This is a genomic window from Amycolatopsis sp. NPDC052450, assembly GCF_044547565.1.
Taxonomy (GTDB): Bacteria; Actinomycetota; Actinomycetes; order Mycobacteriales; family Pseudonocardiaceae; genus Amycolatopsis.
This window is the reverse complement of the sequence record NZ_JBIUAQ010000001.1, coordinates 139,050-151,775: the sequence shown is the minus strand read 5'-3', so window position 1 is coordinate 151,775 and position 12,726 is coordinate 139,050. Positions and strand designations below refer to the sequence as shown.

General features: G+C 68.6%; 15 protein-coding genes. 12 read left to right on the top strand and 3 right to left on the bottom strand.

The window, feature by feature from the left end; all coding sequences use genetic code 11:
- Positions 1–80 precede the first annotated feature (80 nt).
- The 10 genes from ACIHAO_RS00790 to ACIHAO_RS00745 all read left to right on the top strand — a co-directional run bounded on the left by ACIHAO_RS00790 (position 81) and on the right by ACIHAO_RS00745 (position 8,659).
- The gene (locus ACIHAO_RS00790) at positions 81–599 is read left to right on the top strand and encodes a SigE family RNA polymerase sigma factor (RefSeq protein ID WP_005152531.1); all 519 of its coding nucleotides are present in this window, start codon (positions 81–83) and stop codon (positions 597–599) included.
- Positions 586–1,290, top strand: coding sequence for a hypothetical protein (locus ACIHAO_RS00785; RefSeq protein ID WP_396554122.1), 705 nt, complete (start codon positions 586–588; stop codon positions 1,288–1,290). Before ACIHAO_RS00790 ends, ACIHAO_RS00785 begins: the two co-directional genes overlap by 14 nt.
- A 23-nt stretch (positions 1,291–1,313) precedes the next feature.
- Entirely contained in the window at positions 1,314–1,928 is a 615-nt protein-coding gene (locus tag ACIHAO_RS00780; RefSeq protein ID WP_396554121.1) for a TetR/AcrR family transcriptional regulator, read from the top strand.
- A gap of 27 nt (positions 1,929–1,955) precedes the next feature.
- Positions 1,956–3,386, top strand: a complete 1,431-nt coding sequence (purB, locus tag ACIHAO_RS00775; RefSeq protein WP_396554120.1) for an adenylosuccinate lyase — start codon at positions 1,956–1,958, stop codon at positions 3,384–3,386.
- 300 nt (positions 3,387–3,686) lie between these two features.
- Positions 3,687–4,514 (top strand): substrate-binding periplasmic protein, encoded by an 828-nt coding sequence (locus ACIHAO_RS00770; protein ID WP_396554119.1) that lies wholly within the window; start codon positions 3,687–3,689, stop codon positions 4,512–4,514.
- Between the two features lie 47 nt (positions 4,515–4,561).
- The gene (locus tag ACIHAO_RS00765) at positions 4,562–5,335 is read left to right on the top strand and encodes an ABC transporter substrate-binding protein (protein ID WP_396554118.1); all 774 of its coding nucleotides are present in this window, start codon (positions 4,562–4,564) and stop codon (positions 5,333–5,335) included.
- Between the two features lie 8 nt (positions 5,336–5,343).
- On the top strand, positions 5,344–6,126 hold the full coding sequence (locus ACIHAO_RS00760; protein ID WP_396554117.1) for a transporter substrate-binding domain-containing protein: 783 nt from the start codon (positions 5,344–5,346) through the stop codon (positions 6,124–6,126).
- Complete coding sequence (locus tag ACIHAO_RS00755) at positions 6,127–6,885, top strand: amino acid ABC transporter permease (protein WP_396554116.1); 759 nt, start codon at positions 6,127–6,129, stop codon at positions 6,883–6,885.
- A complete protein-coding gene (locus tag ACIHAO_RS00750) occupies positions 6,882–7,622 on the top strand; it encodes an amino acid ABC transporter ATP-binding protein (RefSeq protein ID WP_125784856.1) in 741 nt (246 codons plus the stop codon). The genes ACIHAO_RS00755 and ACIHAO_RS00750 overlap by 4 nt, the downstream gene beginning before the upstream one ends.
- A gap of 149 nt (positions 7,623–7,771) precedes the next feature.
- A complete protein-coding gene (locus ACIHAO_RS00745) occupies positions 7,772–8,659 on the top strand; it encodes an MOSC domain-containing protein (protein ID WP_396554115.1) in 888 nt (295 codons plus the stop codon).
- On the opposite strand, the gene ACIHAO_RS00740 is transcribed toward ACIHAO_RS00745, so the two are convergent.
- Positions 8,542–9,348, bottom strand: a complete 807-nt coding sequence (locus ACIHAO_RS00740; RefSeq protein WP_396554114.1) for an S-adenosyl-l-methionine hydroxide adenosyltransferase family protein — start codon at positions 9,346–9,348, stop codon at positions 8,542–8,544. The two genes, ACIHAO_RS00745 and ACIHAO_RS00740, sit on opposite strands and share 118 nt — an antisense overlap.
- Positions 9,349–9,383: 35 nt before the next feature.
- Between ACIHAO_RS00740 and ACIHAO_RS00735 the strand changes: the two genes are divergently transcribed.
- Both ACIHAO_RS00735 and ACIHAO_RS00730 read left to right on the top strand, forming a co-directional pair.
- Positions 9,384–10,265, top strand: coding sequence for a phosphoribosylaminoimidazolesuccinocarboxamide synthase (locus ACIHAO_RS00735; protein ID WP_396554113.1), 882 nt, complete (start codon positions 9,384–9,386; stop codon positions 10,263–10,265).
- 50 nt (positions 10,266–10,315) lie between these two features.
- Positions 10,316–11,032, top strand: coding sequence for a DUF2334 domain-containing protein (locus tag ACIHAO_RS00730; RefSeq protein WP_396554112.1), 717 nt, complete (start codon positions 10,316–10,318; stop codon positions 11,030–11,032).
- Positions 11,033–11,047: 15 nt separating this feature from the next.
- Here the strand turns inward: ACIHAO_RS00730 and ACIHAO_RS00725 are convergent, their stop codons facing one another.
- Both ACIHAO_RS00725 and ACIHAO_RS00720 read right to left on the bottom strand, forming a co-directional pair.
- A complete protein-coding gene (locus tag ACIHAO_RS00725; protein WP_396554111.1) occupies positions 11,048–11,692 on the bottom strand; it encodes an MBL fold metallo-hydrolase in 645 nt (214 codons plus the stop codon).
- A gap of 33 nt (positions 11,693–11,725) precedes the next feature.
- Complete coding sequence (locus ACIHAO_RS00720; protein ID WP_396554110.1) at positions 11,726–12,670, bottom strand: DUF5937 family protein; 945 nt, start codon at positions 12,668–12,670, stop codon at positions 11,726–11,728.
- Positions 12,671–12,726: the final 56 nt, after the last annotated feature.

Genomic DNA, 12,726 nt, shown 5'->3' with positions numbered 1-12,726 from the left:
CCCGCGCCCGCTCATGCAACCGTGGACGCCCCCGGTTCCGTCCTACCCACCGACGAGGCAAGAGCGGAGACAAAACCCGCGTGAACCAGCGCGACGAACAAGAGTTCGCGGAGTACTTCGCCGCGAAGCGGGACTCCGTGCGCAGGACCGCGTACATGCTCTGCGGTGACTGGCATCGCGCGGACGATCTCGCGCAGACGGCGTTCGTCGCGCTGCACCGGAGGTGGAAGAAGATCAGAGAACGGGCGGCGACCGACGCCTACGTGCGAAAGACGCTGGTCAGGGCGGCCATCGACGAGTCGAGGCGGCCGTGGCGGCGGGAGTGGCAGACCGAAGAGCTGCCCGAACCGCCACAGGACGGCTTCGACCTCGGCGAACAGGTCGTCACCAGGGAAGACCTGCTGGCCGCGTTGCGCGAAGTGCCCCCGAAGCAGCGGGCCGTGCTGGTGCTGCGGTTCTTCGAGGGGCTCGACGTCGGTGCGGCGGCGAAGGCCCTCGGGTGCAGCGAAGGAAACGTAAAGAGCCAGACCGCGCGAGGGCTGGCGAACCTCAGGCAGGTCATGGAGAAGGAGGAGGTGGCACGGGATGGACGAGAATGAGCTGAAGGCGTTGTTCCGTGACGCCCCCGGCGACGCGCCGTCGCCGACCTTCGACACTTCCGACGTCGTCCGCGCCTCCAAACGCGCCACTGCCCGACGCCGAAACGGTATCGCGGTGGCCTGTAGTGCGGTGGTTTTGGTCTTGGCCGGAGCGGGCATGTTCGGCGTGCTCGGCGGAACCGACCTCCAGCTGGGGAGCGGGGCCAAATCCGATCAAGAAGCGGCCACCGCCGGGCAACCCGGGGCCGCGTCCGCACGTCCTCTTGACAGCGGGGACCCCTCGAACTTCTCGAACCCGCCGCCTCAGCAGGGGGGCGACGGGCCAGAGAGGACCGGCCGGATGACGGCCGAAGGCACCTACGGGTGCGAGCAGGTGGACCGGGAGCTCGCCACCGCCCTCGCTGGCGAGCTCCCGGTCCCCGTGAATGTCGCCAAGTCGACGCCCGGCGACATCTGTACGACGGGAGCCAGGTCCGCGGGGTTCCAGGTACTCGGCGGCACCGTCTCCGCCACGGTCTTCCCCGCGGGCGCGGCCATCCCGTCGCTGCCGACCGGCGCGTCCAGCGCGCAGCGGATCACCGGCAAGGGTTCCCTGGTGGTCGTGGTGAGCCTCGGTGACGGCACGGGCGGGCCCGCCTTCTCCGAGTCCGAGGTCGACAGGCTTGTCGGCGTGCTCGCGGCCCGCTACTGAACCAGGTGGCAAAATAGCCCGCCATGACCGCCGCAGCGACAACGCCGAAGGGTGAGCGACGCCGTGCCGAGCTCATCGAGGCCGCCGCGTCGTTGCTGGCCGAGGGTGGCTTCGACGCCGTGCGGCATCGTGCGGTCGCCGAACGCGCCGGGCTGCCGCTGGCCTCGACGACGTACTACTTCGATTCGCTCGACGAGCTCGTCACCGCCGCCGTGGAACACCACGCGAAGGTGGAATTGGAGACCGGGCGGCAGCGCCTCGACGAGCTGGCGACCCGCAACCGCGGTGTCGAGGCCACCGTCGACCTGGTGCTGGACATGCTCCTCGGGCCGCTTCGCCCGGATCGTGAGGCTGACGCCGAAGCGGTCCTTCTGCGCTACGAACGCCTCGTCGGGACAGGCCGTCGCCCGTACCTTCGACCCCTGATGAGGACGCTGTCCGCGCAGCTGTACGAGCTGCTCCACGAGATCTTCGCGCGCTCCGGCACCCCTGTGGACGCCGTCGAACTGGAGCGGCTGGTCGCCCTCGTCGACGGCGCCGTGGTCAACGCGCTGATCGAGGTCGACCCGGAGCCGCGTGCCGCCGCCGCGCGCATGCTCCAAAGCGCCCTCGCCCCCGTTCGTGGCGCAAGCAGGTGACGAATTGCGGGAGGTTAGTCTGGCCGCGTGACGGACAAGCCCCGCATCCCCAACGTGCTCGCCGGCCGCTACGCCTCGCCTGAGCTGGTCGAACTGTGGTCCCCGGAACGCAAGGTCGTGCTGGAGCGTGAGCTCTGGCTCGCCGTGCTCCGCGCGCAGGCCGACCTCGGCGTCGAGGTTCCGGACGGTGTCGTCGCCGACTACGAACGCGTGCTGGAGCAGGTCGACCTCGACTCGATCGCCGCGCGCGAGCGGGTCACCCGGCACGACGTGAAGGCCCGGATCGAGGAGTTCAACGCGCTCGCCGGGCACGAGCACGTCCACAAGGGCATGACGTCGCGTGACCTCACCGAGAACGTCGAGCAGCTGCAGGTGCGGCGCTCGCTCGAGCTGGTGCGCTCGCGGGTCGGCGCGGTGCTCGCCCGGCTCGCCGCGATCGCGGTCGAACACGCCGACACGGTGATGGCCGGCCGTTCACACAACGTCGCCGCGCAGGCGACGACCCTGGGCAAGCGGTTCGCCACCGCCGCAGACGAACTGCTCGTCGCGTTCGACCGGCTCGAGAACCTGATCGAGCGGTACCCGCTGCGCGGCATCAAGGGCCCGGTCGGCACCGCGCAGGACATGCTCGACCTGCTCGGCGACGAGTCCACTTTGGACGAACTGGAGTCGCGGGTCGCGGCCCACCTCGGCTTCGAGAACGTGTTCACCAGCGTCGGCCAGGTGTACCCGCGCTCGCTCGACTTCGACGTGCTGTCCACCGTGGTCCAGCTGGCCGCGGCGCCGTCGAGCCTGGCGAAGACGATCCGCCTGATGGCGGGCCACGAACTGGTCACCGAGGGCTTCAAACCGGGCCAGGTCGGCTCGTCGGCCATGCCGCACAAGATGAACACGCGTTCGTGCGAGCGAGTCAACGGGCTCGCCGTGGTGCTGCGCGGCTACCTGTCGATGATCGGCGAGCTCGCCGGCGACCAGTGGAACGAAGGCGACGTGTCCGACTCCGTCGTCCGCCGGGTCGCGCTGCCCGACGCGTTCTTCGCGCTCGACGGTCTGCTGGAGACGTTCCTCACGGTGCTGGCCGAGTTCGGCGCCTTCCCGGCGGTCATTTCGCGTGAGCTCGATCGCTATCTGCCGTTCCTCGCGACCACCAAGGTGCTCATGGCCTCGGTCCGCGCGGGGGTCGGGCGTGAAACCGCTCACGAGGCGATCAAGGAGAACGCCGTCGGCGTCGCGCTCGCGATGCGCGAGCGGGGGCTGGCGGAGAACGACCTCCTCGACCGGCTCGCCGCCGACGAGCGCATCCCGCTCGACCGCGGTGAGCTGGACAAACTCCTCGCCGACCGGATCTCGTTCACCGGTGTCGCGCCCCGTCAGGTGGCCGCGATCGCGTCGCGTGTCGAGGGCATCTTGGAGCGTTTCCCGGAGTCGGCGAACTACTCGCCGGCCCCGATCCTCTGACCCGGTGACCAAGGTCTCCGGTGACCAAGGTCCCTTGATCCCTTGAAGTCGCGCGTTCTGGGCCGCCAGGTCCCCGGGATCACGATGGCAGGGCGCCGCAAGACCGTCGTGAGCTGCGAATTCATCGGATTGCGTCCTGGCAGCGTGATCCCGGTCGCGCGATATCAAATAGTGGGACGAAGTTACTCGATCGGGCGAAATGCCTAATCTCGATCGCTGAACCCGGAGCGCCAGGCCGCCCATGAGGCGGCCTGGCGTGTTTGTATCGCGCCTTGCGCGCCGAAACCCACGGAAGAAGCGATGAGATCCACGCTGTCGAAATTCGTCGCCGTCGTCACCGCCGGAGCGGCCACCCTCGCCCTCGCCGCCTGCGGCTCCGGTGACGCGGGCGCGACCGCCCAGAAGCTGCGGGTCGGCACCCTGACCGACGCGCCGCCGTCCATCTACCTGGAGAACGGCACCTTCACCGGCTACGACAACGAACTGCTGCGCGACATCGCGAAGCGCGAGGGCTTCGAGGTCGAGTTCGTCGGCACCGAGTTCGCCGGCCTGCTGGCCTCCGTCGCCACCAGCAAGTTCGACATCGGCAGCTCCACGATCTCCACCACCGAGGCCCGCAAGAAGACCGTGGCGTTCAGCAACGGCTACAGCACCGGGTTCACCACGATCCTCACCAAGAAGGGCGCGGCCCTCAAGGACGTCGGCGCCTTCAACGGCAAGCGGCTCGGCGTCGTGCAGGCGTCGGTGCAGGACGACTTCGCCACCGGCAAGGTGCCCGGCGCCAACGTCGTGCGCTTCCCCGACTACAACGCGGGTTTCGCGCAGCTGAAAGCGGGCAGCCTGGACGGGTGGGTCGTGCCGAAGGACATCGGGCAGAAGTACATCGACCAGAACCCGGGCGTGCCGCTGGAGTTCGGCTACACCGTCGAGACCAAGGACACGCCGTCCGCGTTCGCCGTCCGCAAGGACAACAAGGAACTGCTGAAGAAGCTCAACGACGGCCTCGCGAAGGCCGTGGCGGACGGCACCGTCGCCCGCCTGCACGCTCAGTTCTTCAAGACCGAGCCGCTGCCCAAGGAACTCGAAAAGGGCGGCCCCGGCCTGCCCGTCCAGAACGCGGGGATTTGAAAACCATGAAGTCGACACCAAGGAATCGGGACAACAGCGGGCGGCCTATGAGGCAGTCCTTGCTCGCCACGCTGGCCGCCGGTCTCGTCGCCGTCCTCGCCGCTTGCGGTGGCGGCGAGTCCGCCACCGAGAAGACCCTGCGCGTCGGGACGCTGAGCGACGCGCCGCCGAACATCTACGTCGAGAACGGCAACTACACCGGCTTCGACAACGAGCTGCTGAAGGCCATCGCCGCCAAGCAGAACCTGAAGCTCGAGTTCGCCTCGACCGACTTCTCCTCGCTGCTGGGCCAGGTCGCGAACAACCAGTTCGACATCGGCAGCTCGGCCATCGCGCAGACCGACGAGCGCAAGAAGAACGTCGACTTCTCCAGCCCGTACAACTTCGAGGTGATGAGCATCCAGACCAAGGACGGCTCGCCGATCACCGAGGAGAAGGCATTGTCCGGCAAGCGGGTCGCCGTCATCCAGGCGACCGTCGGCGACAAGTGGCTCACCTCGACCGTGCCGGACGCGCAGGCCGTGCGCTTCCCCGGGTACGCCCCGGCGCTGGCAGCGCTCAAGAGCGGTGCCGTCGACGCCTACGTCCTCGACCAGGCGATCGCCGAAACGAACGTCAAGGACAGCGCCGACGTGAAGCTCAAGGTCGTCAAGTCCTTCACCACCGACGTGCCGCACGGCTTCGCGGTGAAGAAGGGCAACACCGAACTGCAAACGAAGATCAACGAGGGCCTCAAGCAGGTCATCGCCGACGGCACCTGGGTCAAACTGCACGAGAAGTTCCTGCCGACGGCGCCGGTCCCGGACCAGTTCAAGGCGTGAGGATCACCATGAAAAAGGCATTCGCCGCCGTCGCCGGCATCGCCCTCGTGGCGGTGCTGGCGGCGTGCGGCGGCGGCGAGAACGCGAGCGGTGACACGCTTCGCGTCGGCACCCTCAGCGACTCGAAACCCAACGCCTATCAGGAAAACGGCGTGTTCACCGGCTTCGACAACGAGCTGCTGAAGGCCATCGCCGCGCACCAGAACCTGAAACTCGAGTTCGTCTCCACGGAGTTCTCGGCCCTGCTGAGCCAGGTCGCGAACGGCAAGTTCGACATCGGCAGTTCCGGTATCTCGCAGACCGACGAACGCCGTAGGACGGTCGACTTCTCGGCGCCGTACAACTACCAGTCACTCGGCATCGAAACCCGCGAGGGCGTCGGCATCACCGATGAGAACTCGTTGGCGGGCAAGCGGATCGGTGTCGTCCAGGGCACGGTGTCGGACAGCTGGCTGGCGGCCAACGCGCCCGTCGCGCAGGCCGTGCGGTTCCCGCAGGACGCCGCGACGCTGGCCGCGCTCAAGTCGGGCGCGATCGACGGCGCGATCTTCGACCGGGCGACCGCCGAGGACTACGCGGCGAAGAACCCGGACGCGAAGCTCAAGGTGGTCAAGGCGATCACCACGACCATCCCGCACGGGTTCGCCGTGAAGAAGGGCAACACCGAACTCGCGGGCAAGATCAACGCGGGTCTCAAGGCGGTCATCGCCGACGGGACATGGGAAAAGGTGCACCGGCGGTTCGAACCGAACGCGCCGGTGCCCGTGGAATTCAAGGCCGGGCAGAAGTAAGTGGACGACTTCCTCAACACGTTCCTGAACTGGGAGTACATCTGGGAGGTCTTCCCGGACCTCCTCGGGACCGGCCTGCTGAACACACTGATCATGTCGGTGTTCTCGGCGCTGATCGGCACCGTGCTCGGCATGGTGCTGGCCACGATGGGCCTGTCCGGCAAGGTGTGGCTGCGCTGGCCCGCCCGGGTGTACACCGACATCTTCCGCGGCCTTCCCGCGATCCTGACCATCCTGGTGATCGGGCAGGGCGGCGGGATCCTCATCCCGTCGATGGCGAGGAACACCTACCCGCTCGGCATTCTGGCGCTCAGCCTGATCGCGGCCGCCTACATCGGCGAGATCTTCCGCGCCGGCATCCAGAGTGTCGAAAAAGGACAGATGGAGGCCAGCCGCGCGCTGGGCATGAGCTACACCAAGGCGATGACGCTCGTCGTCATCCCGCAGGGCGTGCGGCGGGTGCTGCCCGCGCTGGTGAACCAGTTCATCGCGCTGATCAAGGACTCCAGCCTGGTGTACTTCCTCGGCTTCCTCGCCGAGCAGCGTGACCTGTTCCGGATCGGGCAGGACCTCGCGGCCAACACCGGGAACCTGTCGCCGCTGGTCGCGGCCGGGTTCTTCTACCTGGTGATCACCGTGCCGCTGACGCATCTGGTCAACTACATCGACAAGAAGCTGCGCACCGGCAAGAAGATCCGCGTCGATGACGACGGCGGCGAACTGGGCCTCCTGAACAGCGGAAAGGTGCCGACGTCATGACGACCGCCGTACGTTCTTCGAGCGTCGAACTCCGCGACATCCACGTCTCCTTCGGCACTCTCGAAGTGTTGAAGGGCGTGAATCTCAAGGTCGAGAAGGGCCGCACGACCTGTGTCATCGGGCCGTCCGGCTCCGGCAAGTCGACACTGCTGCGCTGCGTGAACCGCCTTCAGGAACCCGACTCGGGCGACCTGCTGCTGGGCGGCGAGAGCGTCATCTCGTCCGATCCGGACGCGCTGCGTCAGCGGGTCGGGATGGTGTTCCAGCACTTCAACCTGTTCGGGCACCGCAGCGTGCTGGACAACATCACCCTGCCGCTGCGCAGCGTCCGCAAACTCGGCAAAGCGGAGGCCGCGGAGATCGCGCACGCCCGGCTCGCCGAGGTCGGCCTCGCCGACAAGGCGCCGTACCGGCCGAGCGCGCTCTCGGGCGGGCAGCAGCAGCGGGTCGCGATCGCCCGTGCGCTCGCCATGGAGCCCGAGGTGATGCTGTTCGACGAGGCGACCAGCGCGCTGGACCCGGAGTTGGTCAAGGGCGTCCTCACCCTGATGGCGGGGCTGGCCGAGCGCGGCCTGACGCTGCTCGTGGTCACCCACGAGATGGGGTTCGCGCGCGGCGTCGCCGACGAGGTCGCGTTCATGGACGACGGGAAGATCGTCGAGCAAGGGGCTCCGGAGGCGATCTTCGACGCTCCGCGGAGCGAGCGGCTTCAGCGGTTCTTGTCGCAGGTGTTGTGAGCCAGCGGCGGTTTCGCGTGATTGGCCGGACGGCACGCGTGATCAGGCGGACGACACACGTGTCTGGATGGACGACACGGGCGTCGTCCGTCCAGTCACACGAAACCGCCACTTACCACTCACGAAGCCTGACTCGCTAACCTGCGGTTATGGCGAGAGTGGCGAAGCTGGTCTATTACCCCGTCAAGGGCTGCGCGGGGACGTCGGTCGAGACGGCCGACGTCACCTCGGCGGGCCTCAGGTTCGACCGTGCCTGGATGGTCGTCTCCCCGGAGGGTGAGTTCCGCAGCCAGCGGAAGCAGCCGGTGATGGCCTCGATCCGGGCCGAGGTGCTGGACGACGGCGCCCGTCTGCGGCTCGCCGCTCCCGGCGTCGAAGATCTCCTGGTCGAGACGGTCACCGACGGTCCGCGGCATCCCGCGGCGACGTTCACCTGGCAGGGCAAGGGCGTCCACCAAGGCGACGAGGCCGCCGAGTGGTTCTCCGACGTCCTCGGCCTGCCGTCGGTGTTCGTCGGGCTCACGCCGGAGCACGAGCGCGTCACCAACGGCGAGATCCCCGGCACCGCGGCCTTCGCCGACGCGCACGCGATCCTGCTCACCTCCGAGTCCTCTTTGGACGGTCTGAACGAGCGGATCGCGTCACGCGGAGCCGAAGCCGTGCCGATGGACCGCTTCCGGCCCAACATCGTCGTCTCGGGCTGGCCGGAGCCGCACCGCGAGGACGACGTCCGATCGCTCACCGCCGGCGGTCTCGACCTGGGGTACGCCAAGGTCTGCATCCGCTGCACGGTGCCGATGGTCGACCAGGACACCGGCAAGAAGGCCGGTCCCGAGCCGATCCGTTCGCTCGCCGACTATCGCCGCGAACCGGAGGGCGGCGTCTCGTTCGGGATCAAGATGGCGGTGACCGGTCCGGGTCAGGTGTCCGTCGGCGACGAGGTGATCGTGCACTCCTGGGCGGGCCCCAGTCCGAGCACGGCCGACGCCGAGCCGCCGTTCACGGCGACCGCGAGCCGTCCCGCGGAGTCGGTGTAGAGCACGTTCCGGCCCGGCGGCACCGTGCCGAAGGTGTCGCCGACCAGTGCTTTCACCAGGACGTGCTCGCTGCTGACCGAGACCGTGCCGGACAGCCCGGCCAGTTCGAGGTCGGCGGGGCTCGCGGCCAGCTGGACGTTGCCGAAGTGGTCGACCGTGAGCACCTCGGTCACCAGTTTGCCGGGGAACACCGCGACGAACGGGTCGGGCAGCCGCACAAGGTCGTCGACGCGCGGCCCGAACTCCTCCGGAGCGACCCCGAGCGCGAGATGCGCCGCCGCGGGGGCGAAGACATCGCGACCGTGGAACGTCGGCGAAGTCACCGGAAGGCGGTAGTCCGGTGCCGCGAGTTCGTACGCGGCTATCACCCCGCTGAGTGTTTCGGCGGCGGGAATCAGGAGCCCGTTGTCCGGGCCGACGAGCATTCCGCGTTCGGTGACCACCACGACGCCGCGCCGCGCGGTGCCGACGCCGGGGTCGACGACGGCGAGATGGACGGACTCCGGCAGGTACGGCACGGTCTGGGCGAGTACCTCGGCGCCGGTCCTGACCTGCTGCGGAGGGATCCCGTGGCTGACGTCGATCACCCGGACGGACGGCGCGATCCGCGCGATCACCCCGTGGCACGCGGCCACGAAACCGTCGCACAGCCCGTAGTCGGTCGTGAACGAAACGCAGTGGATCGGCATGATCAGCCATCATCCTTGATCGCTAGGGTGCAGCCGTGACGACGCTCGAATACCCGAAGATCGCCGCCGGCAAGATCCGTGAGCTCTACGCCGTCGATGACGAGCATCTGCTGCTCGTCACTTCGGACCGGATCTCCGCCTACGACGTCGTGTTCGACACGCCCATCCCGGACAAAGGGCGAGTGCTCACCGCGATGAGCGTGTTCTGGTTCTCCCTGCTCTCCGATGTCCTCCCCAACCACCTGATCTCCTACGAAGACGAACGCATCCCCGCCGAGGTCCGCGGCCGCGCGCTGCTGGTGCGGCGGCTGGCGATGCTGCCGTTCGAAGCCGTCGCCCGCGGCTATCTCACCGGTACCGGTCTCGCCGATTATCGCGCGCGCGGCACGGTTTGCGGCGTCGAACTTCCTCCTGGCCTGACCGATTCCTCCCGGCTCCCCGAACCGATCTTCACTCCCGCGACCAAGGCCGACCGCGGCTCGCACGACGAGAACATCGCCTTCTCCGATGTGGTCGGGCAACTCGGCAGGGAGCGGGCCGAAGAAGTCCGTGAGGCGACGTTGGCGGTGTACCGCCGGGGCGCGGAGTTCGCCGCCGAACGCGGCATCCTGCTCGCGGACACGAAGCTCGAATTCGGCATCGACTCCGAGGGCAACCTCGTCCTCGCCGACGAGGTCCTGACCCCGGACTCCTCGCGCTACTGGCCCGCCGGCGGTTACGCGCCGGACAGCCCGCAGCCGTCGTTCGACAAGCAGCCGCTGCGGGACTGGCTCACCAGTCCCGCGTCCGGCTGGCACCGCCGGGACAGACCGGGGGCACCACCCTTGCCCGAGGACATCGTCGCCGCCACGCGGGCGAGGTACATCGAGTCGTACGAACGCATCACCGGCCGGTCGCTGCAGGATTGGCCCGCCTGACCGGCCGCGTTCACCCCGTTGTCAGTCCGCCGCAAGCCCGGGCTGGCGCAATGGGGACCGTGGACGCACGTTTGCTGGTTTCCCTGTCCGGCGTGACCACCCGGACGTTGCACCGCTGTGCCGACCTCGCGGCCGAGCTCGACCGGCGCAAGGTCCCGATGTCCGTGCTCTACGCCGCCAGGACCGGCGAGGGCCCCGTGACCGAGTGGATCCGGACGCGCCGCCGGAATGGCGACTCCGTCCTCCTGCACGGTTACGACCACCGGATCCCACCCACCCATCGCGCCGTCCACCTGGGCAAACGCGCCGAGTTCGCGGCTCTTCCCGCGCATGAGGCGCGGCTGCGGCTGATCGCGGCGAAGGCGGCGCTCGACGCCAACGGCATGGCCGTCGACGGATTCGCGCCACCGCGCTGGATCGCGTCGGAGGGCACCCTGCAGGCCCTGCGTGAGCACGGGTTCCGGCTGTGCGCCGATCTGGTCTCGGTGCGGGATCTGGTGTCCGGCGAGGTCCGGCGCGCCAGGGTGCAGGAGTTCGGCGGGCCGTCGCACCGGACGGAGACCGTCCGGTGTTTCGCGCTGGTGCTGGCCGCGGCGAGGGCGGCGCGCCGCGGCGGGCTGGTGCGGCTCGGCATCGACGCCGCGGACCTCGCCCGGCCGGGGCTGCGGCAGGCGTTCCTCGACGCTGTCGACGTCTCGCTGGAGAACCGCGCTTTCGGAACCACCTACGGCTCGCTCTCGCGAACGCGGGTCAAGTTGCCGGGATGACCGACCAGGTCACCGCTAGAGCTTCACCGGCTCCCCGACGTCGAGCACCTTCACTTCGGTGCCTTCCGGGGCGAGGTTGGCGAACAGGCCGTAGTGCATCTGCGGCCGCGCGAGGACGGCTTCGTGGATCGGGACGGCGAGGCGCGGCGACACCGCACGCAGGTAGTCGACGGCCTCGCCGGCCTTGAGCCACGGGGCGCCGGTGGGCAGGCCGAGGACGTCGATCTTCTGTTCCGGCACGAAGAACGAGTCTCCGGGGTGGTAGAACGCGCCGTGGTCGACGATGTAGCCGACGTTCGGGATCACCGGGATCTCCTCGTGGATCACCGCGTGTTCGCCGCCGACGACGTTGACGGCACTGCTGCCGCTGGACCCGATTTCGAAGGCGTCACCGGGGTTCGCGATCTGGAACTCGGTGCCGAGCTTTCCCACGGCGTCGGCGGAACCGGGGTCGACGATCAGCCGCACGCCGGGATTCGCCGCCAGCAGCGCGGGCAGCCTGTCCATGTCGAGGTGGTCGAAATGCTGGTGGGTGATCAGGATGGCGTCGAGCTCCCGCTCGCCTTCGAAGCCCGCCGAGAAGGTGCCGGGGTCGATCAGGATCCGCGCGCCCTCGGTCTCCAGCAGGGTGCAAGCGTGTCCAAAGTGGACAATACGCATCAGGGTTCTCCTTCGCGGTCGGTCATTTCCAGCCTATGCCCGGATCAGGGCGTCGCCAAGTTCGGTGCGCAGGTAACGCACTTCGCGGCCGCGGCGCCGCGTGTCGAGCAGGCCCGCCGCGCGCAACGCGGTCAGATGCTGCGAGACGGTCGGTGCGGAGAGGCTCAGCCTGCGCGCCAGTTCGGTGGTGCTCGCGGGTTCGTTGAGGGTCGTCAGCAAGGCGGCCTTCGTCCGGCCGAGCACTCCCGCGAGCGCGCCGGGCGGGCGTTCGGGATCCGACCAGAGTTCGGCGACCCCGCGTGCCGGGTACAGCAGCGAAGGCTGCCACGGCTCCATCGTGATCACCCCGACCGAAGGCCACGCGAAAACGCCCGGGATCAGCAGCAATCCGCGTCTGTCGAGGTGGACGCGGCCGCGTTCCTTCATCTCGATCACCAGGACGTCGTCGACGAGCCGCACGCGCGGGTGGATGTCCTCGAACACCAGCGCGATCCCGCCGGCGGCCAGTCGTCGTGAGCGCTCCTCGATGTCGGCGACGAGGAAGCGGCGCATCCGTGGCCAGTGCGGTTCGACCAGTTCGGTCCAGGCGATCTCCATCTGACCGGCCAGCAGGTCCCTTGCCTCGGCGGGGTCTTCGGGCAGCCCGCTCAGGTCCGCGTCCACTTTGGACAGTTCATGCGCGACCTGCTGCGGTGGCGTGCGGCGGATTTCGGCGAGCTGGGCGGACGCGGTGGTCTCCGGCCCGCTCGGCGGCGGGCTGAGGAAGTCGGTGATGTAGTGCCGCGCGCTCATCACCTTGGCGAAGCCGTCGATGGGGAGATCCGGCAGCTTCGCGGCCGCCTCGCGCAGCCACGGCAGATGACTGGGATGCCGGCGCCTTCCGAGCAGGGTCTGCATCGCGCCCATGGTCTCGTCGAGCGGCGAGATGCCGAACCGGACGCGGTTGGCGCTCTCGGCGGTCAGGACCAGCTCGATCACCGGATTAGGTTATGCCCTAATCAATGGTTCTCGCCAGGCCGGGTTCGGCAGTGTTC